The sequence below is a fragment of the Halomonas sp. 1513 genome (assembly GCA_001971685.1).
In the GTDB taxonomy this organism is placed as follows: domain Bacteria; phylum Pseudomonadota; class Gammaproteobacteria; order Pseudomonadales; family Halomonadaceae; genus Franzmannia.
The window spans coordinates 1,846,831-1,865,104 of sequence record CP019326.1; the positions used below are offsets into that span (position 1 = coordinate 1,846,831).

16 protein-coding genes are annotated in these 18,274 nt (G+C 68.6%); 9 read left to right on the top strand and 7 right to left on the bottom strand.

The window, feature by feature from the left end; translation table 11 throughout:
• Nucleotides 1–26: 26 nt before the first annotated feature.
• A complete protein-coding gene (locus tag BWR19_08215; GenBank protein APX92915.1) occupies nucleotides 27–794 on the top strand; it encodes a 2,4-dihydroxyhept-2-ene-1,7-dioic acid aldolase in 768 nt (255 codons plus the stop codon).
• A gap of 16 nt (nucleotides 795–810) precedes the next feature.
• Here BWR19_08215 and BWR19_08220 read toward each other — a convergent pair whose 3' ends face one another.
• Nucleotides 811–2,229 carry an FAD-binding oxidoreductase gene (locus BWR19_08220; GenBank protein APX92916.1) on the bottom strand — a complete coding sequence of 473 codons (1,419 nt, stop codon included), beginning with the start codon at nucleotides 2,227–2,229 and terminating at the stop codon, nucleotides 811–813.
• 14 nt (nucleotides 2,230–2,243) lie between these two features.
• The gene (locus tag BWR19_08225; protein APX92917.1) at nucleotides 2,244–3,407 is read right to left on the bottom strand and encodes a fumarylacetoacetate hydrolase; all 1,164 of its coding nucleotides are present in this window, start codon (nucleotides 3,405–3,407) and stop codon (nucleotides 2,244–2,246) included.
• A gap of 165 nt (nucleotides 3,408–3,572) precedes the next feature.
• On the opposite strand from BWR19_08225, the gene BWR19_08230 reads away from it, so the two are divergent.
• The 8 genes from BWR19_08230 (at nucleotide 3,573) to BWR19_08265 (ending at nucleotide 11,571) form a co-directional block, all read left to right on the top strand.
• Nucleotides 3,573–4,337, top strand: coding sequence for an oxidoreductase (locus tag BWR19_08230; protein ID APX92918.1), 765 nt, complete (start codon nucleotides 3,573–3,575; stop codon nucleotides 4,335–4,337).
• Nucleotides 4,334–5,356: a 4-hydroxythreonine-4-phosphate dehydrogenase PdxA gene (locus tag BWR19_08235; protein APX92919.1), complete on the top strand. Its 1,023-nt coding sequence runs from the start codon at nucleotides 4,334–4,336 to the stop codon at nucleotides 5,354–5,356. Before BWR19_08230 ends, BWR19_08235 begins: the two co-directional genes overlap by 4 nt.
• Nucleotides 5,353–6,531, top strand: coding sequence for a hypothetical protein (locus BWR19_08240; GenBank protein ID APX92920.1), 1,179 nt, complete (start codon nucleotides 5,353–5,355; stop codon nucleotides 6,529–6,531). Before BWR19_08235 ends, BWR19_08240 begins: the two co-directional genes overlap by 4 nt.
• A gap of 115 nt (nucleotides 6,532–6,646) precedes the next feature.
• Nucleotides 6,647–7,648 (top strand): ABC transporter substrate-binding protein, encoded by a 1,002-nt coding sequence (locus BWR19_08245; protein ID APX92921.1) that lies wholly within the window; start codon nucleotides 6,647–6,649, stop codon nucleotides 7,646–7,648.
• A 54-nt stretch (nucleotides 7,649–7,702) separates the two neighbouring features.
• Nucleotides 7,703–8,239: a C4-dicarboxylate ABC transporter permease gene (locus BWR19_08250; protein ID APX92922.1), complete on the top strand. Its 537-nt coding sequence runs from the start codon at nucleotides 7,703–7,705 to the stop codon at nucleotides 8,237–8,239.
• Nucleotides 8,240–8,251: 12 nt separating this feature from the next.
• Nucleotides 8,252–9,631: an ABC transporter permease gene (locus BWR19_08255; GenBank protein ID APX92923.1), complete on the top strand. Its 1,380-nt coding sequence runs from the start codon at nucleotides 8,252–8,254 to the stop codon at nucleotides 9,629–9,631.
• A 27-nt stretch (nucleotides 9,632–9,658) separates the two neighbouring features.
• Nucleotides 9,659–10,732, top strand: a complete 1,074-nt coding sequence (locus BWR19_08260) for an oxidoreductase (GenBank protein ID APX92924.1) — start codon at nucleotides 9,659–9,661, stop codon at nucleotides 10,730–10,732.
• 104 nt (nucleotides 10,733–10,836) lie between these two features.
• Nucleotides 10,837–11,571 (top strand): GntR family transcriptional regulator, encoded by a 735-nt coding sequence (locus tag BWR19_08265; GenBank protein ID APX92925.1) that lies wholly within the window; start codon nucleotides 10,837–10,839, stop codon nucleotides 11,569–11,571.
• A 67-nt stretch (nucleotides 11,572–11,638) separates the two neighbouring features.
• Here the strand turns inward: BWR19_08265 and BWR19_08270 are convergent, their stop codons facing one another.
• The 5 genes from BWR19_08270 to BWR19_08290 form a co-directional block, all read right to left on the bottom strand.
• Complete coding sequence (locus tag BWR19_08270) at nucleotides 11,639–13,279, bottom strand: altronate hydrolase (protein APX92926.1); 1,641 nt, start codon at nucleotides 13,277–13,279, stop codon at nucleotides 11,639–11,641.
• 14 nt (nucleotides 13,280–13,293) lie between these two features.
• A complete protein-coding gene (locus tag BWR19_08275; GenBank protein ID APX92927.1) occupies nucleotides 13,294–14,148 on the bottom strand; it encodes an ureidoglycolate lyase in 855 nt (284 codons plus the stop codon).
• 32 nt (nucleotides 14,149–14,180) lie between these two features.
• Nucleotides 14,181–14,933 (bottom strand): NAD(P)-dependent oxidoreductase, encoded by a 753-nt coding sequence (locus tag BWR19_08280; protein ID APX92928.1) that lies wholly within the window; start codon nucleotides 14,931–14,933, stop codon nucleotides 14,181–14,183.
• 346 nt (nucleotides 14,934–15,279) lie between these two features.
• Nucleotides 15,280–16,857, bottom strand: coding sequence for an aldehyde dehydrogenase (NADP(+)) (locus BWR19_08285; protein ID APX92929.1), 1,578 nt, complete (start codon nucleotides 16,855–16,857; stop codon nucleotides 15,280–15,282).
• Between the two features lie 115 nt (nucleotides 16,858–16,972).
• Nucleotides 16,973–18,244: an adenosylmethionine--8-amino-7-oxononanoate transaminase gene (locus tag BWR19_08290; GenBank protein ID APX92930.1), complete on the bottom strand. Its 1,272-nt coding sequence runs from the start codon at nucleotides 18,242–18,244 to the stop codon at nucleotides 16,973–16,975.
• Nucleotides 18,245–18,274 lie beyond the last annotated feature (30 nt).

Consider the following 18,274-nt stretch of genomic DNA (forward strand, 5'->3'; position numbering starts at 1 on the left):
CCAAGACAAGCCCACAAAAGGGGAGCATGATGCAGGAAAACGTCTTCAAGACACGGCTGCTGGCCGGCGAGCCGCAGACCGGCATCTGGCTGGGCATGGCCAGCCCCTACGTCGCCGAGATGGCCGCCACCGCGGGCTTCGACTGGCTGCTGCTCGACGCCGAGCACGCGCCCAACGACGTCGCCAGCCTGCTCGCCCAGCTGCAGGCCATGGCGCCCTATACCAGCGCCCCGGTGGTACGGCCGCCGGTGGGCGACCCGGTGCTGATCAAGCGCTACCTGGATATCGGCGTTCAGAACCTGCTGGTGCCGATGGTCGAGTCGGCGGAACAGGCCGCCGCCCTGGTGGCGGCGATGCGCTACCCTCCCGAGGGCATCCGCGGCGTGGGCCACGTGCTGTCGCGGGCGGCGCGCTGGGGGCAGGTGCCCGATTACCTGTCCCAGGCCAACCGCCAGATGTGCCTGCTGGTGCAGGTCGAGACCCTGCGCGGCCTGGAGAATCTCGAGGCGATTGCCGCGGTGGAGGGCGTCGACGGCGTCTTCATCGGGCCGGCGGATCTCTCCGCAGCGATGGGGCATCTCGGCGACCTGGGCCACCCCGAGGTGGTGGCGGCGGTGGACGACGGCGTGCGGCGTATCCGCGCCGCCGGCAAAGCGGCGGGTATCGTCACCGTCGACGAAGCCGAAGCGCAGCGCTACCTCGAGGCTGGCTGCAGCTTCGTCGGCGTGGGTGTCGACAGCGTGCTGTTCGTCGACGCGCTGCGTGGCCTGGCGGGGCGCTTCAGCACCCGTTGAGCGTTGCGCTCAGCCCTTACGGCCGGGGCAGAATGCGCCCCGGGTTCAGGGCGTGTGCCGGATCGAACAGCGTCTTGATGCCGTCTGCCAGCTCGCGTTCCAGCGGCGACAGCCGTGCCAGGTAGGCGGCCTGCTTGGTGCGGCCGATGCCGTGCTCGGCGCTGATGCTGCCGCCTAGGTCATCCACCACCTCGAACAGCAGCGCCTCCAGCTCATGCAGGTGGGCGTGCTTGTCGGCGTCCGCCATAGCCCTGGGAGGCAGCACATTGACGTGCAGGTTGCCGTCGCCGATGTGGCCGTAAGCGATCACCTCACAGTCCGGCGATGCCGCCATGATCGCCGCCGAGGCGCGTTCGACGACCTCTGGAATCCGCGAAATGGGCACCGAGACATCGCTGCGCAGGTGCTCGCCGTAGCGCCGCTGGCCCTCCAGCATGCTCTCGCGGAACTGCCACAGCTGCTGGCCCTGGGCATCGCTTGCCGCCAGGGCGCCGTCCAGCACCAGCTCGCGCTCCATGCCCTGTTCGAGCAGGTGCTCGAGCATCGCGCCGAGATCCAGCGGGCCGCTGGCGGCGACCTCCATCAGCACGTACCAGGGGTAAGCGTCGTCGAGCGGGTCGCTGAGCGTCGGCGTGGCCTCCATGGCCAGCTGGATGCAGCGCCGCGGGATCAGCTCGAAGGCGCTGAGCAGGTCGCTGCAGTCGCGGCGTGCCAGCCCGTAGAGCGCAATCACCGCCTCCACCGAGGGCAGGCCGAGCAGCGCCGTGCGGCTCTGGGTCGCCCGCGGCGAGAGCTTGAGTACCGCCGCGGTGACGATGCCCAGGGTGCCCTCGCTGCCCAGCAGCAGCTGCTGCAGCGGGTAGCCGCGGTTGTCCTTGTGCAGCGCCTTGAGGCCGTGCCAGATGCGCCCGTCGGGCATTACCACCTCGAGACCCAGCACCAGCTCGCGCATCATGCCGTAGCGCAGCACGTTGAGGCCGCCGGCGTTGGTGGCGATATTGCCGCCGATCTGGCAGCTGCCCTGGGCGCCCAGCGACAGCGGGAAGTCGCAGTCGTGCTCGGCCGCCGCCTGCTTGACGTTGTCGAGGATGCAGCCGGCGTCGACGGTCATGCTGAAGTTGATCGGGTCGATCTCGCGCACCCGGTCCATGCGCTCCAGGCTGATCACCAGTTCAGCGCCGTCTTCGGCCGGCAGGGCGCCGGCCACCAGGCCGCTGTGGCCGCCCTGGGGCGTCATGGCCACGCCGTGCTCGCGACACAGCCGCACGGTGTCGGCCACCTCCTCGGTGGACGCGGGGCGCGCCACCGCCAGCGGCTGGCCGAGCCGCTCGCCGGCCCAGTCGACCGTGTAGCGGGCCATGTCGTCGCGCTCGCGCAGCAGGCCGCGCTGACCCAGTCGCTGTTGCAGGGCATCGAGTAGCGTGTCGGTGCTCATGAGTGTCGGCCTCCTTAACCCTGGCTGAGGTCACGCATCAGTTGGCGAATGCCGTAGGTCCAGGGCGGCAGCTGATCGCTGCGCCCGACCCGATTGACCAGCGCGCCCAGCGTCGGGGTGGCGATGGTCACGGTATCGCCCAGGTGGTGGGTGAAGCCCTGGCCCTGGCCGTCGCGATCCTGGATCGGCGAGAACATGGTGCCCAGGTAGAGCATCACGCCATCCGGGTACTGGTGGTGGGCGCCGATGGTCTGGCGTACCAGGTCCAGCGGGTCGCGGCTGATCTCGGCCATGTCGCTCTCGCCCTCGAGCAGGAAGTCGTCGTCCTGCCCTTCGATGCGCAGCGAGACCTTGGCGCGGCGCACGTCGTCGATGCCGAAGCCGTCGTCGAATACGCGAATGAACGGGCCGATGGCGCTGGAGGCGTTGTTGTCCTTGGCCTTGCCCAGCAGCAGGGCGCTGCGGCCCTCGACGTCGCGCAGGTTGACGTCGTTGCCCAGGGTCGCGCCCTTGACCTCGCCGCGGCTGTCCACCGCCAGCACGATCTCCGGCTCGGGGTTGTTCCACTGCGAGGCGGGGTGCAGGCCCACCGTGGTTCCGAACCCCACCGACGACAGCGGCGGCGCCTTGGAGAACACCTCGGCGTCGGGGCCGATGCCCACCTCCATGTACTGCGACCAGCCGCCGCGCTGCTGGAGTTCGTGCTTGAGCGCCATGGCTTCATCGGAGCCCGGCACGATCTGCGACAGGTCGCTGCCGATCAGCGCCTGCAGTTCGGCGCGCAGGGTGTTGGCCCGCCCCGGGTCGCCGCCGGCCTGCTCCTCGATGACCCGCTCCATCAGGCTCACCGCGAAGGTCACCCCGCACGCCTTGACCGCTTGCACGTCGCAGGGGGCGAGCAGGTAGGGGGCACGCTGGGGCTCGGCCAGCGAGTTGTCGAGCAGGGCCTGCACCGGGCCCAGCGACTCGCCCTCGGCGCTGCGCAGCGCCTCGACCAGGTCGTCGCGCTCGAGCAGGTCGGCCATGGTCGGCCCCAGGTGGCTGATATCGATCGCCTCATCGCCGCGCAGCGTGATGAGTACCGGGCGCGGCTGCGGCGCGTCGCGCCAGGCGCGGCCGACCAGCAGCGCGCGGTCGAGGTCGTGGGGCAGCAGGTCGGGGGAGCGGTGACGGGTCATGGGGCCTCCGTGGGTGGCGAGCTGGCGGCTGGCCGGGCATCGCCTATCATGTTATTGATGTCGTCTTGTATGAAAGGTATGCCATTACTATAACAGCGTAATTCACCATATCTACAGGGCGTAGCGCATCCAGAGACACGATCGCAAGGCCTGAGGAGTGATGCCATGTTCGACGAGTGGAAAGGTAAGCGTGTGCTGATCACCGGCGCCAGCCGCGGGATCGGGGCGGCGGTAGCGCTGCAGCTGGGGCGGCTGGGGGCCAGGGTCGGGGTGCACTACCACGCCAGTACCGAAGGCGCCGAGCAGGTGGTCGAGGCGATCCGTGCGGCGGGGGGCGAAGCGGTAGCCTTGAAGGGCGACCTCAGTCGCTCGGCGGATGCCAAGCGGGTGGTCGACGAGGCCGCCGAGCAGCTGGGTGGGCTCGACGTGTTGATCAACAATGCCGGCGACATGCTGGGCCGCGTGGCGCTGGAGGAGATCGACGACGCGCGCTACGACGGCGTCATGGACCTCAACGTGCGCTCGCTGGTGATGGCCTCCCAGGCGGCGCTGCCGCATCTGCGCCGCGCGGGTGGCGGCAATATCATTCATACCACCTCCATTGCCGCCCGCAACGGCGGCGGCCCGGGGGCCGGCCTGTATGCCTCGGCCAAGGGCTTCGTGAGCACCCTGACGCGCAATATGGCCAAGGAGCTCGCCGCCGAGGGTATCCGGGTCAACGCCGTGGCGCCGGGCACCATCGCCACCGACTTCCACGCCCGGCACTCCAACACCGGGCACCTGGACGCGGCGCGCGCCAGCATTCCCATGGGCCGGCTGGGCACTGCCGAGGAGTGCGTCGGCGCCTATCTGTTCCTGGGCAGCGAGGCGCTGAGCGGCTACGTCACCGGGCAAGTCATCGAGGTCAACGGAGGGCAATTGATGCCATGAGTGAATCGCATACTGAAGGGACCGCTGTGCCCCCGTTCGCCACCGCCATCACCATGGGCGACCCGGCTGGCATCGGGCCGGAGATCATCTGCCGGGCGGTGGCCGCGATGCCCGAGGAGACACGCCGCCAGACGCTGCTGGTGGGGGATCCGGCGATCTTTCGTCGCGCCGCGGCGCTGATCGAGGCGCCGCTGGCGCTTATCCCCTGGTCGCCCGGCGATGCGCTCCCCGACCAGGGCGTGGCGGTGGCCGCGGTGGAGGCGCCGGCGGGGGGCGAGATCCCCGATGGCCGGATCAGCGCCGCCGCCGGCGACATGGCCTTCCGCTGCGTCGAGCGGGCGGTGCAGCTGGTCCAGGCGCGCCACGCCGGGGTGATCGTCACCGCGCCGCTCAACAAGGCGGCGCTGCATGCCGCGGGCCACGACTACGACGGCCATACCGGCATGCTGGCCTCGCTGACCGGCGCACCGTCGTCGTTCATGCTGCTGGCGTCCGAAACGCTCTCCACGCTGCACGTCTCGACCCACGTCTCGCTGCGCGACGCCATCGAGCGGGTCACACCCGAACGCATCATCGCCACCGTCGAGGCGGGGCACGCCCATCTCAAGGCGCTGGGCCTGGCCCAGCCGCGCATCGCCGTGGCCGGCTTGAACCCGCACTGCGGCGAGGGCGGCATCTTCGGCGACGAGGATGAGCGCTGCATCGCCCCAGCGGTAGAGGCCCTGCGCGAGGCGGGCTTCGACGTGCAGGGGCCGATCTCCGCCGACACGGTCTTCTACCGCGCCAGCCGCGGCGAGTTCGACCTGGTGGTGGCGCAGTACCACGACCAGGGGCATATCCCGGTCAAGCTGATCGCCTTCGATACCACCGTCAACGTCAGCCTGGGCTTGCCGATCCAGCGTACCTCGGTAGATCACGGCACCGCCTTCGACATCGCCTGGCAGGGCCGCGCCGACGCCACCAACCTGGGCTCGGCACTGGCCTATGCCCAGCGCCTGGTAGCCGGAGGCATGGTGTGAGCCGCTGCCGGCTCGCGATCATCGCCGACGACCTCACCGGCGCCCTGGACGCCTGCGCGCCCTTTGCCGCCCGCGGTGCCGATGCGCGGGTGGTGGTGGCGCAGCAGCAGCTGCCTGAGCTGGCAGCCGAGTGGCAGGCGGCGCCGCCCGAAGTGGTGGCGATCAACACCGAGTCGCGGCATCTAACGGCCGAGGCCGCCGCTGCGCGGGTCACGGCGGCCTTCGAGGCGCTGCGCCCATTGGCGCCCGAGCGCTGGTTCAAGAAGGTCGATTCCACGCTGCGCGGCCAGGTCGTCGCCGAGTGCAAGGCGCTTAGGCAGGCCCTGGGGCTGCCGCTGCTGCTGGCACCGGCGGTGCCGGCTCAGCAGCGCGAGGTGCGCGCCGCAGAAGTGTGGGTAGACGGCGTGCGCCTGGCCGACAGCGACTATCGTCTCGATGCCCGCTCGCCGCCGCTAGCGGGGCCGATCGACGAGGCCTTCGCCGCCGCGGGCCTGCCGCTGGCCCGGGTCGTGGCGCAGCCCGGGATAACCCTCGCCGCGAGCGATGCGGTGGTCGATACCCGCAGTGAAGGCGAACTTGCCGTGCTCTACGATGCTGCGCTGCGCGCCGGTGGCGGGTTCTGCCTGGCCGGGGCGGCGGGGCTCGCCCAGGCCGTCGCCCAGCGCCTGTTCGGCCGCCTGCAGGGCGGGCGGCCGGCCATCGCCGCCGGTCAAGCGAGGCTCTACGTGGTCGGCTCGCGGGCGCCGCGCAGCGACGCCCAGTGTCACCAGCTGCTCAGCCATGCCCCCGACCTTCCTGAGCTCACCCCCGAGCAGTTGGGTGAGGCGCCAGCGCTGCCGGCTCAGCTGCTGCTGCGTCCGGCGCCCGGTGGGCAGCGCGATGCCGCGCAGGTGGCCCGAGCCCTGGCGGAGGGCGCCGCCGCATGGCGCGAGGCGCATCCGACGGGGCTGCTGTTCGCCACCGGCGGCGATACGGCATTGGCGGTTCTCACGCGGCTTGGGGTGCGCTATCTGAGCGTCGCGGCGGAGTGGTCGCCGGGCGTGGTCCTCGGCCTGTGTGACGGCGATCCCGCGCGGCCGGTGATCACCAAGGCCGGCGGCTTCGGCGACCCGCAGCTGCTGGCGGCACTGCACGGCAGCATGCCGGGGCCGCGGGGCTACGCCGTTAGTCGATAACCGCGCAGCGGAGGTTGCGTCACACCGGGTGAACGGCTAGGTTTCAAGCTGGGTGGTATGATACGTATACAGCACAACACTAACGCTATCCGAAGATAGCCACAGGAGTACGCACATGCATAACAATATTCGCCGCCAACACACCCTCGGCCGCTGGTTTTCCGTGTCGCTGCTGGCCGCCGGGGTCAGCCTGGCCGGTGCCGCCTATGGCCAGGAGAGCCTGCGCTTCGCCCACGTCTACGAGACCTCGGAGCCCTTCCATCAGTGGGCCGAGTGGGCCGCCGACGAGATCGAGGAGCGCACCGAGGGGCGCTACCGCATCAGCGTGCATCCCGCCTCGTCGCTGGGCAGCGAAGAGGATATCAACGAGGGGCTGACGCTGGGCACGGTCGACATGATCTATACCGGCACCCAGTTCGCCGGCCACGCCTACGGGCCGATGGGGATCGCCGGGGCGCCCTATATGTTCCGCGACTTCGATCACTGGCAGGCCTACGCCGAGAGCGATCTGTTCCAGGAGATCGCCGACGGCTACCGCGATGCCACCGGTAACGTACCGATCGCGCTCAACTACTACGGCGAGCGCCACGTCACCTCCAACGACCCGATCAACGTGCCCGAGGACATGGAGCGCCTGCGTATTCGTGTACCCGGCGCGCCGCTGTACATGATGTTCCCGCGGGCCGCCGGCGCCAACCCGACGCCGATCGCCTTCAGCGAGGTCTATCTGGCCCTGCAGCAGGGTGTGGTGGACGCCCAGGAGAACCCGCTGCCGGCGATCCGCGCGATGGCCTTCCACGAGGTTCAGGACTACATCAACCTCACCGGCCACGTCACCGACTCGCTGATCACCATCGTCAGCGGCACTCGCTGGAACCAGCTCTCCGAAGAGGATCAGGAAATCTTCCGCGAGGTACTGCAGGAGGCGGCGCAGAACAACACCGCCGACATCCTCCAGGCCGAGGCGGAGCTCGCCGAGTGGTTCGAGGAGCAGGGCAACACAGTCAACGAGGTGGATCGCGAGCCGTTCCGCGATATCACCGTGCCTTACCACCTCGGCGACGACGCCAACTGGGACGAGGAACTCTACGAGCGCCTGCAGGCAATCGGCCAGTAAGCGGACATCGACTAACGTGCCCACTGCCTGGCAGTGGGCATCTGGAGGAGTGTCATGCCGAAAGACAGCGAGGGCCTCGACGACGCCGTCGACCCCATGCTCGACTTCGAGTCGGCGTTCGAGGATGACGAGTTCCACTTCAGCGACTACGCCATCGAGGACTACTTCACCCTGGTGGTGTTCTGGGCGCTGATCCTGGTCGTCTCACTGCAGTTCTTCACCCGCTATGTGCTGGGTGACTCGACCACCTGGACCGAGGAGATCGCACGCTACCTGCTGATTATTGTCGGCTTCGCGGGTAGCGCCATGGCGGTGCGCAAGGGCACCCATATCATGGTCGAGTTCTTCTACCGCTATATGCCCAACTGGCTTGGCAAGCTGGTGGCCGGCGTTGCCGAAGGCGTCAGCGTAGGGTTCTATTTCGCCATGGCCTGGGTCACCTACAAGCTCGCCGATCGCACCGGCAGCATGATGATCTCCGTCGACCTGCCGAAGAACATTATCTATTACACCGTCTTTGCCGCCTTCGTGGTGATGGCGCTACGCGGTATTCAGCGAATCGTCCTGCGCCTGCGCGCGGCACGTCAGTAAGGGTGCGTCTACATGTCTCGACTTTCCATGCTGCGCTGGCGAGCACCGCTCCTCACGCCGCTGCTCTCGGCCCTGGCCGTACTTGGCTGCGTGGTGCTGGCGGTGACCGGCTACTACCTGTCATTTCTATTCTTCACGCTGTTCACACTGCTGGTGCTGGGGGTGCCGATTGCCATCAGCCTGGCGGGGGCCTGCCTGCTGTTCGTGGTGATCTCCGGCCAGGTGCCGGACATCGTGGTCGCACACCGCATGATCAACGGCATCGACAGCTTTCCGCTGCTGGCCATCCCGTTCTTCATCTTCGCCGGCAGCCTGATGAACAATGCCGGTATCACCGAACGCATCTTCAACTTCGCCAAGGCCTTGATGGGCTGGATGCGCGGCGGCCTTGGGCATGTCAACGTTGGCGCCAGTATCGTCTTCTCGGGCATGTCGGGGGCGGCGGTGGCCGATGCCGGCGGTCTGGGTACCATCGAGATCAAGGCGATGAAGGACGCCGGCTATGACGAGGAGTTCGCGGTGGGTATCACCGCCGCCTCGTCGACCATCGGGCCGATCATCCCGCCCAGCCTGCCGATGGTGATCTACGGCGTGATGGCTTCGGCCTCGGTGGGCCAGCTGTTCGCCGCCGGCCTGATTCCCGGGCTGCTGATGGGGGCGATGCTGATGGGCATGATCTTCATCATCTCGCGTCGCCGCGGCTATACCGCCGATGCGCGCTTCTCGATGGGGGTGCTGGGCAAGACCTTCAGCCGCGCGGTGCTGTCGCTGATGACGCCGGTGATCATCGTCGGCGGCATCATCACCGGGGTCTTCACGCCCACCGAGTCGGCGGTAGCCGCGGTGGTCTATGCGCTGTTCCTGGGGGTGATGGTCTACCGTACCCTTAGCTGGCGCAAGCTGCTCAAGGTCAGCATGGAGACCATCGAGACCACCGCGATCATTCTGTTCATCGTCGCCTCGGCGTCGATCTTCGCCTGGATCCTATCGAGCAACCAGGTCACCCAGCACCTGGTGGCGGTGCTGGGGCCCTTTGCCGACAGCAAGATCGCGGTGCTGCTGTTCTCCAACGCCGTGCTGATCATCATCGGCTGCTTCATGGAAACCATCGCCGCCATCACCATCCTGGTACCGGTGCTGCTGCCCATGGCCATCGCGGTGGGCGTCGATCCGGTGCACTTCGGCGTGATCATGGTGCTCAACCTGATGATCGGCCTGCTGACGCCGCCGGTGGGCATGGTGCTCTACGTGCTGTCGCGGGTCTCCAACGTCAGCTTCGAGCGCTGCATGCGCGGCACCATCCCGTTCCTGATTCCGCTGGTGGTGTGCCTGCTGCTGGTGACCTTCATTCCGGCCATCTCCATGTGGCTGCCGACCCTGATCTACCGCTGATCGACCCACAGGAGAGCAACCGAGCCCATGAGCGACGCCTATACCGCCATTCGCGTAGCCCGCCACGACCTGGAGCGTTTCATGGACGCGGCGCTGGCGCGCCGCGGCGCCGATGCCGCCAGTCGTGAGGCGGTGATCCGCGCGCTGGTCACCGCCTCGCGCTGGGGCACCGACAGCCACGGCCTGCGCCTGCTGCCACACTATCTCGAGGCGCTCGCCGGCGGCCGCATCAACCCGCGGCCGCAGCTGCAGTTCACGCAGCGCCTGCCGGCTACCGGCCACCTCGATGCCGACCACGCCATGGGCCATCTGGCCGGCTACACCGCCATGCAGCACGCCGTGGCGATGGCCCGCGAGATGGGCATGGGCGCGGTGGCGGTGGCCAACTCCTCGCACTACGGTGCCGCCGGCTGCTACGCGCTGGCGGCCGCCGAGCAGGGCATGCTGGGGCTGACGGTGAGCAACTCCGACCCCTTCGTGCTATTGCATCACAGCGAGCGAGCCTTCCACGGCACCAACCCGATCGCCTTCGCCGCACCGCTGGCGGGCGGCAACCCCTACGTGTTCGATATGGCGACCAGCGCGATTCCCTGGAACCGCGTCCAGCAGTACGGCGCCATCGGCCGCCAGCTGCCCGACCAGGTGGCGGCCACCGCCGCCGGCGGGGTGACCCGCACGCCCGCCGAGGTGAGCGCGCTGCTGCCGCTGGGGGGCAGCGAGTTCGGCTTCAAGGGAGCGGCGCTGGGCGGCTTCGCCGAGGTCTTGAGCTCGACCCTGTCGGGCATGCTCAACGGCTTTCGGCTGCTGCCTATGGTCGGCGACGACATGGCCACGCCGCGCGGTGTCAGCCACTTCTTCCTGGCCATCAATCCAGCCGGCTTCATCGATCTCGAACAGTTCCAGCAGCGCCTGGGCGACTACCTCGCCGACCTGCGCAGTCAGCCCGCCGTGGCCGGCGGCGAGGTGCTGGCGCCGGGCGACCGCGAGTGGCGCTGCATGGCCCAGCGCGACGCAGAGGGCATTCCCCTCGACACGGCCAATCGTGAGGCCTATGCCGAGCTTGCCGAGCGACTCGATATTGCACCGCTAACGGCGCTTTAGGATCACCGGCGCGCGCTGTCGGCGCGGGGATAATGCAGTAACATGGTCGGCATGTCGGCGTCGCAGCGCGTGGCGGGCGCCCAAGCAGAGCAAGAGGGACGTAGATGAGCAAGTACCGCGTAGAGCGCAAGACGCTGTCCGAACAGGTCGCCGAGCAGCTCGAGGCCGAGATCCTCGAGGGGCGGCTGAGCGAGAACGACCAGCTACCCTCCGAGCGCGAACTGATGGAGCAGTTCGGGGTCGGTCGGCCGGCGGTACGCGAAGCGCTGTTCCACCTTCAGCAGCTGGGGCTGATCGCCATCAACAGCGGCACCCGGGCGCGGGTCATCCGGCCCACCGCCGAGGCGGTGATGGCACGGCTCTCCGGCGTCACCCGGCAGTTGCTCTCCAAGCCCGACGGGCAACAGTATTTTCAGGAAGCGCGGGCCATGTTCGAGATCTCGCTGGCGCGCTACGCCGCCCAGCATGCCAGCGACGAGGACCTGGCCCGGCTGCGCGCCGCGCTCGACGACAACCGCGCCGCGGTGGGTGACGAAGCGCGCTTCAAGCGCTCCGACAACGCCTTCCACGGGGTGCTGGCGAATATTGCCCGCAACCCGATCTTCGACGCCATCCACGAGTCGCTCTCCGAGTGGCTCGACGACCGCCGCGCCCAGGTGCTGCAGCAGAAAGACGAGGACAAGGCCGCCATGGCCGCGCATATCGAGATCGTCGAAGCCATCGAATCCCGTGACCCGGACGCCGCCGAAGCCGCCATGCGTCGCCACCTCGACCGCCACTACGGCACCTACATGCAGCTCAAGAAGCGGCTTATCGACAGCGAGGACAACTCAGCCTAGCCCTGCCTGGGATCCTTAACGCAACGAGCCCGCCCGTGTTGAGGCGGGCTCGTTGCGTTTTGGGCTGCTACAACGACACACCGCGCTTCCAGGGGATGAAGTCGTACTGGGCGAGGCGCACCGCCTGGGGCTGGTAGCGGCCCGAGGCGGTGTCGATGCACAGCCGGAGCAGGTCGTCGGCGAGCTCGTCGATCTGCGCCTCGCCGCGGATGATCGGCCCCGCATCGAAGTCGATCACGTCGCTCATGCGCGCCGCCAGTTCGCTATTGCTGGAGATCTTCATCACCGGGGTGACCGGGTTGCCGGTGGGGGTGCCGAGCCCGGTGGTGAACAGGATCAGGTTGGCGCCGGAGCCGGCCAGGGCGGTGGTCGACTCGACGTCGTTGCCCGGTGAGCAGAGCAGGCTCAGCCCGGCGCGGGTGCGCGGCTCGGTGTAGTCGAGCACGTCGACGATGGGGCTGTCGCCGCCTTTCTTGGCGGCGCCGGCGGACTTCATGGCGTCGGTGATCAGGCCGTCGCGGATATTGCCCGGCGAGGGGTTCATCGAGAAATCGGCGCCGACCCGGGAGGCGTGACGCTGGTAGGCGCTCATCAAGGCCTGGAAGCGCTCGGCCACCCGGTCATCGCTGCAGCGCGCCACCAGCTCATGCTCGACGCCGCACAGCTCGGGAAACTCGCTGAGCATGCCGCTGCCGCCCAGCGCCACCAGGCGGTCCATCACCGCGCCCACCAGCGGGTTGGCGGAGAGCCCCGAGAAACCGTCCGAGCCGCCGCACTCGGCGCCCAGGCTCAGCGCCGAGAGCGGGGCCGGGGTGCGCGGGGTGCGATTGGCCTCGGCCAGGCCGTCGAAGATGGTGGTCAGCGCATCGCGGATCAGCGCCTCCTCGCTCTGGCTGGCCTGCTGCTCCAGGTAGTGCACCGGCCGTAGCCCCTGAGGGTCGCGGCTGGCCACGGCCTGCTGAATCATCTCGATCTGCGCTTTCTGGCAGCCCAGGCTGAGCACCGTGGCGCCGGCCACGTTGGGGTGGCAGATATAGCCGGCCAGCAGCTGGCACAGCGCCTGGGCGTCGTCGTCGGTGCCGCCGCAACCCAGCGTATGGGTCAGGAAGCGCACGCCGTCGACGTTGGGGAACAGCCGCTCGGCGGCAGCCTGGGGCGAGGGTGCGGCGGCGTCGCCGTGCAGCAGCTCGCGCGCCATGCGCTTGTAGTCGCGGTAGGGGTCTTCGCCGAGGGCGTCGGCCACGCACTGGCGCAGCACCTCGATATTGCGGTTCTCGCAGAACACCAGCGGCACCACCAGCCACACGTTGGCGGTACCTACGCTGCCATCGGCGCGCTGGTAGCCGTCGAATGTCATGCCCTGGAAGGCGCTGACGTCCGGCGCCTGCCATTCGCCGCGGCGCGCCTGCACGCTGCTGGAGTCGGTGCTATGGGCAGTGTTGTCGGTGGTGATGGCGGCCCCGGCGGCGATCGCTTGGGTGGCACGCCCTACGGTCACGCCATACATGATCACGCTGTCGCCCACGGCGAGATCCGCCAGGGCGAACTTGTGCTTGTGACGGATCGGCTCGACGAGCTGCAGCGTCCGGCCGCCGTCGTCGATCTGGCTGCCTGCCGCCAGGTCCTTGAGCGCCACCCGAACGTTGTCGGCGGCGTGCACGCGCAGGCTGGTCAGGCGGCCGGCGTCGCTGGCAATGGGTGTGGTCATGGTCGTGCTCCTGCTCATCGCGCGTCGCTTTCGGCGACCAGGCGCTGCTGCTGTTCACCGAGGCCGTCGATACCCAGGCGCATGGTCTGGCCGGGGCGCAGGTAGACCTGCGGCTGCTGGCCCATGCCCACGCCGGGCGGGGTGCCGGTGGAGATCACGTCGCCGGGCTGCAGGCTCATGAAGCGGCTCAGGTAGCTGATCAGGTAGGGCACCTGGTAGACCATGGTGCTGGTGCTGCCATCCTGGTAGCGCTTGCCGTCGACCTCCAGCCACATGGCCAGGCGATGCGGGTCGTCGATCTCATCGGGCGTCACCAGCCACGGGCCCAGCGGGCCGAAGGTGTCGCAGCCCTTGCCCTTGTCCCAGCTGCCGCTGCGCTCGAGCTGGAATTCGCGCTCGGAGATGTCGTTGATCACGCAGAACCCGGCCACGTGCTGCATGGCGTCGGCCTCGTCGACGTAGCGCGCGGCCTTGCCGATCACTACGCCGAGCTCGACCTCCCAATCGGTCTTTTGCGAGTCGCGGGGAATGATCACGTCGTCGTTGGGGCCGCAGATGGCGCTGGTCCACTTGTTGAAGACCACCGGCTCCGGCGGCACCTCGGCGCCGGTCTCGGCGGCGTGGTCGGAGTAGTTGAGGCCGATGCAGATGAACTTGCCGACTCCGCCCACGCAGGGGCCGAGGCGGGTGCCGTCGGCCACCTCGGGCAACTGCGCGAGATCCAGTTCGGCGAGCGCGGCCAGCGCGTTGCGGTCGAGATGAGCACCGCTGAGGTCGGTGACGTGGGCCGACAGGTCGCGAATCCTGCCCTGGGCATCCAGGGCGCCGGGTTTTTCCTGCCCGGCGGGGCCGAAGCGCAGCAGTTTCATGAGCGTTTCCTCACTGTGTAAGGGCGACTGGGTCAGGTCAGCCAGCCACCGTCGATGGTGTGGGTGGTGCCGGTGGTATAGCCGGACTCGTCGGCGGCCAGGTAGCAGGCCAGGGCGGCGATCTCATCGGCCTGCCCCAACCGGCCGAGCGGCTGGCGGGCCTCGAACTCGGCGAACACCGCGGCCTCGTCGCGGCCCTGCTGTGCCGCCTGTTGGCGAATGCGCTGGCGCAGCGACGGCGACTCGACGGTGCCCGGGCAGATCGCGTTGCAGCGAATGCCCTGGCCGACATAGTCGGCGGCGATCGACTTGGTCAACCCGATCACCGCGGCCTTGCTGGCGCCGTAGGCGCAGCGGTTGGGCACGCCCTTGAGGCTCGAAGCCACCGAGGCCATGTTGATCACGCTGCCCCCGCCAGCCTCGATCATACCCGGCAACAGCGCGCGGGTGAGCCGAAACATGGCGGTGACGTTGAGCTCGAAGGAGCGCAGCCAGTCGCTTGCCTCGCAGCTGAGCAGGCTGCCGTCGGCCACGTAGCCGGCACAGTTGAACAGCACATCGAGGCCGTCGAGTTCGGCGGCGAGCTGGGTAATCTGCTCGTCGTCGGTGACGTCGAGGCGTCGGGTTTCGATTCCCGGCGTGCCGTGAAGCGTGGCCAGCGCCTCGGCATCGATATCGGTGGCGATCACGCGGGCCCCTTCGGCGGCGAAGCGCAGTGCGGCGGCGCGGCCGATGCCGTTGGCGGCGGCGGTGATCAGGGCGGTCTTGTTCTCCAGTCGTCGCATCGGCGTGTCCCAGGCGTGGGTTATTGGTATGACAGGATACTAGCCTGATGGTTAGCCAGTATGGAACATCTCGCCGGGCTTGCCAACTGATGGGATCGGTCGACCGAGGAGGGTGTAATTGTCTCTCAGCGAGGGACGCCGGGGACAAGCCGAAGAGGGGGTTTGCGCCATGGATGGCGCAAGGTAGCGCCCAGGGACGGGTTCACAGCGCCTCCTCGTAGGCTTGTCGACGGATCAGTTCCGAGCGCTGCTGTCTGTCTGCGACAATCCCGCTCAGTGGCCGTTCACGCACAAGAAAGGCGGCCCGCAGGCCGCCTGATGTGATGCTACCGGGTGCTGGGCGAGGTCACGCCTCGCGCTTGCCGTCCAGCAGCCGGCTGACCGCATAGGGGTTGCCGTCGTGGAGCGCCTCGGGCAGCAGCCCCTGGGGCAGGTTCTGGTAGCACACCGGACGCAGGAAGCGCTGGATCGCCGCGGCGCCCACCGAGGTGGTGCGAGCGTCCGAGGTGGCCGGGTAGGGGCCGCCGTGGACCATGGCATGGCACACCTCGACGCCGGTCGGCCAGCCGTTGACCAGAATGCGTCCGGCGCGACGCTCGAGGGTCGGCAGCAGGACGCGGGCGGCGTCGAGATCGCTGTCATCCATCTGCAGTGTTGCGGTGAGCTGGCCCTCCAGCGACTCGGCGACCGCCTGCATCTCGCTGATGTCGGTGCAGGCCACCACCAGCGCGGTAGCGCCGAAGACCTCGGCCTGCAGCGCCTCATCGGCGAGGAAATCGGCGGCCTGGGTGACGTAAAGGCCGGGCTGGCACTGGTTCTGGCCGTCACCGGCCTGTCCGCGGGCAACTTCGCGCACCTTGGGATGTGCGGCCAGCGTCTCGACGCCTTGTTGGTAGGCGGCATGAATGCCCGGCGTCAGCATGGTCTGGGCCGCGCTCTGCTCGAGGGCCTGGCCCGCCGCGGCAACGAAGTTGTCCAGCGGCGTACCGGCGAGGCCCAGCAGCAGCCCCGGGTTGGTGCAGAACTGGCCGGCGCCCATGTTGAGCGAGGCGACGAAGCCCTCGGCGATGGCCTCGGCGCGTTCACTCAGCGCCGCCGGCATCAGCAGCACCGGGTTGATGGAACTCATCTCGGCGTAGACCGGAATCGGCTCCGGGCGCGCCTGGGCGATGGCCGCCAGGGCCTGGCCGCCGCGGCGCGAGCCGGTAAAGCCCACTGCCTTGATGCGCGCGTCCTTGACCAGGGCCTGGCCCAGCGCGTTACCGGCGCCGAATAGCAGCGAGAACACCCCCTCGGGCAGCCGGCAGTGGGCGACGGCGGCCTGGATGGCGCGGCCCACCAGCTCCGAGGTGCCGGGGTGTGCGGGGTGCGCCTTGACCACCACCGGGCAGCCGGCGGCCAGTGCCGAGGCCGTGTCGCCCCCGGCCACCGAGAACGCCAGCGGGAAGTTGCTGGCACCGAACACCGCCACCGGGCCCAGGGCGATATGCCGCTGGCGCAGGTCGGGGCGCGGCATCGGCGCGCGCTCGGGCAGCGCCGGGTCGATGCGCACGTCCAGCCACTCGCCGCGGCGGACTTCGCTGGCGAACAGCCGCAGCTGGCCGCAGGTGCGGCCGCGCTCACCCTCGAGGCGGGCCTGGTGCAAGCCGGACTCGGCCATGCCACGCTCGATCAGCGCGTCGCCGAGGGCTTCGATCTCCTCGGCGATGCGCTCGAGAAAGCGCGCGCGGGTCTCCAGGTCGGTATCGCGGTAAGCGTCGAAGGCCTCGGCGGCTAGCGCGCAGGCCTGTTCGATCTGGCGATCGTCGACGCCGGGGTAGTCCGGCGACAGGCGCTCACCGCTGTTCGGGTCTACCGCGTGCAGACGCTCGCCGCTGCCGGCGACGGCTTGCTGTCCAATTAGCGACTTGCCTTGCAGTGTCATGGTCACTCCTGGCTGGTGGTGTATCGACATGTTCGGCCATCGACAAGGCGATGGGCCGGATAGGGTTCATTGAACGCACTATAGTGCTGTCATACAAGGCTACCACAGGAAATGTTCAACATTGAGTGACCCAGGAGGTCATGGCGCGGGTGATCTGGCGTAGCTGGTCGGGTGACGTGATATAGGCCGGCATGGTGTACAGCCAGCGGCCGAACGGGCGTAGCCACACGCCCTGGCGGCGGGCATGGGCCTGGGCACCGATCAGGCTGGCAGGATGCTTGAACTCGATGGCGGCGCAGGCGCCGAGCACGCGGACATCGCTGACCGCCGGGTGGGCCAACAGGGTGCCATTCAGCAGCTCCTCGCGCAGTATTGTGTTGAGCCGGGCGATCTTGCCCAGGTAATCCTCTTCCTCGAACACCGCGATACTCTCGAGTGCCACGCGGCAGGCCAGCGGATTGCCCATGAAGGTCGGGCCGTGCATAAAGGCGTGGCCCTCGTCATCGCTAAGGAAGGTGTTATAGACCTGGCCGGTGGCCAGGGTCGCGGCGTGCCCCAGGTAGCCGCCGGTGAGGCCCTTGGAGAGCACCATGATGTCCGGCGTGACGCCGGCATGCTCGGCGGCGAACAGTTTGCCGGTGCGGCCGAAGCCGGTGGCCACCTCGTCGAAGATCAGCAGCACGTCGAATTTGTCGCACAGCTCGCGGGCGGCGCGCACATAGTGGGGCGAGGTCATGTTGAGCCCGCCGGCGGCCTGCAGCAGCGGCTCCATCAGCAGCGCGGCGACCTGGTGGTGGCAGGCCTCGAGGGCCGCGCGCAGGGCAGCGATATCGGCCTCGACCTCCTCGGCCGGGGCATCGAAGGGCGCCGTGGGCGCCGGGGCAAAGTGGTGGCGGGGCAGCAGGCCACTAAACAGCGAGTGCATGCCCTCTTCGGGATCGCAGACCGCCATGCAGCCGCTGGTATCGCCGTGGTAGGCGCGCATCAACGAGAGCATGCGGTGCTTTTCGGGACGGCCGCGTAGTACTTGATACTGCACGGCCATCTTCATTGCGACTTCCATACCCACCGACCCGCTGTCGGAAAAGAACACGTGCTCGAGGCCCGGCGGGGTGATCCGCACCAGCGTCTCGGCGAGCTCGACCGCGGGAGCATGGGACATGCCGCCGAGCATCACGTGGCACAGGGTGTCGGCCTGCTGCTGAATCGCCGCCACCAGGCGCGGGTGCCCATAGCCATGAATCATGCACCACCAGGAGCAGGTGGCGTCCAGCAGCCGCTCGCCGCCGGCGAGCTCGAGAACGGCGCCCTGGCCGCCGACCACCTCGAGGGGAGGGGGTTGGGTTTGCATCTGGGCGTAGGGATGCCAAAGGGAGGATGACGACATGCGAGGCACCTTGTGGAAGTCCTGTAAACC

Excerpts from the sequence above, each read along its gene's own strand:
- BWR19_08215 (APX92915.1), top strand. The coding sequence starts at position 27 with ATGATGCAGGAAAACGTCTTCAAGACACGGCTGCTGGCCGGCGAGCCG.
- BWR19_08220 (APX92916.1), bottom strand. The coding sequence starts at position 2,229 with ATGAGCACCGACACGCTACTCGATGCCCTGCAACAGCGACTGGGTCAG.
- BWR19_08225 (APX92917.1), bottom strand. The coding sequence starts at position 3,407 with ATGACCCGTCACCGCTCCCCCGACCTGCTGCCCCACGACCTCGACCGC.
- BWR19_08230 (APX92918.1), top strand. The coding sequence starts at position 3,573 with ATGTTCGACGAGTGGAAAGGTAAGCGTGTGCTGATCACCGGCGCCAGC.
- BWR19_08235 (APX92919.1), top strand. The coding sequence starts at position 4,334 with ATGAGTGAATCGCATACTGAAGGGACCGCTGTGCCCCCGTTCGCCACC.
- BWR19_08245 (APX92921.1), top strand. The coding sequence starts at position 6,647 with ATGCATAACAATATTCGCCGCCAACACACCCTCGGCCGCTGGTTTTCC.
- BWR19_08250 (APX92922.1), top strand. The coding sequence starts at position 7,703 with ATGCCGAAAGACAGCGAGGGCCTCGACGACGCCGTCGACCCCATGCTC.
- BWR19_08255 (APX92923.1), top strand. The coding sequence starts at position 8,252 with ATGTCTCGACTTTCCATGCTGCGCTGGCGAGCACCGCTCCTCACGCCG.
- BWR19_08260 (APX92924.1), top strand. The coding sequence starts at position 9,659 with ATGAGCGACGCCTATACCGCCATTCGCGTAGCCCGCCACGACCTGGAG.
- BWR19_08265 (APX92925.1), top strand. The coding sequence starts at position 10,837 with ATGAGCAAGTACCGCGTAGAGCGCAAGACGCTGTCCGAACAGGTCGCC.
- BWR19_08270 (APX92926.1), bottom strand. The coding sequence starts at position 13,279 with ATGACCACACCCATTGCCAGCGACGCCGGCCGCCTGACCAGCCTGCGC.
- BWR19_08275 (APX92927.1), bottom strand. The coding sequence starts at position 14,148 with ATGAAACTGCTGCGCTTCGGCCCCGCCGGGCAGGAAAAACCCGGCGCC.
- BWR19_08280 (APX92928.1), bottom strand. The coding sequence starts at position 14,933 with ATGCGACGACTGGAGAACAAGACCGCCCTGATCACCGCCGCCGCCAAC.
- BWR19_08285 (APX92929.1), bottom strand. The coding sequence starts at position 16,857 with ATGACACTGCAAGGCAAGTCGCTAATTGGACAGCAAGCCGTCGCCGGC.
- BWR19_08290 (APX92930.1), bottom strand. The coding sequence starts at position 18,244 with ATGTCGTCATCCTCCCTTTGGCATCCCTACGCCCAGATGCAAACCCAA.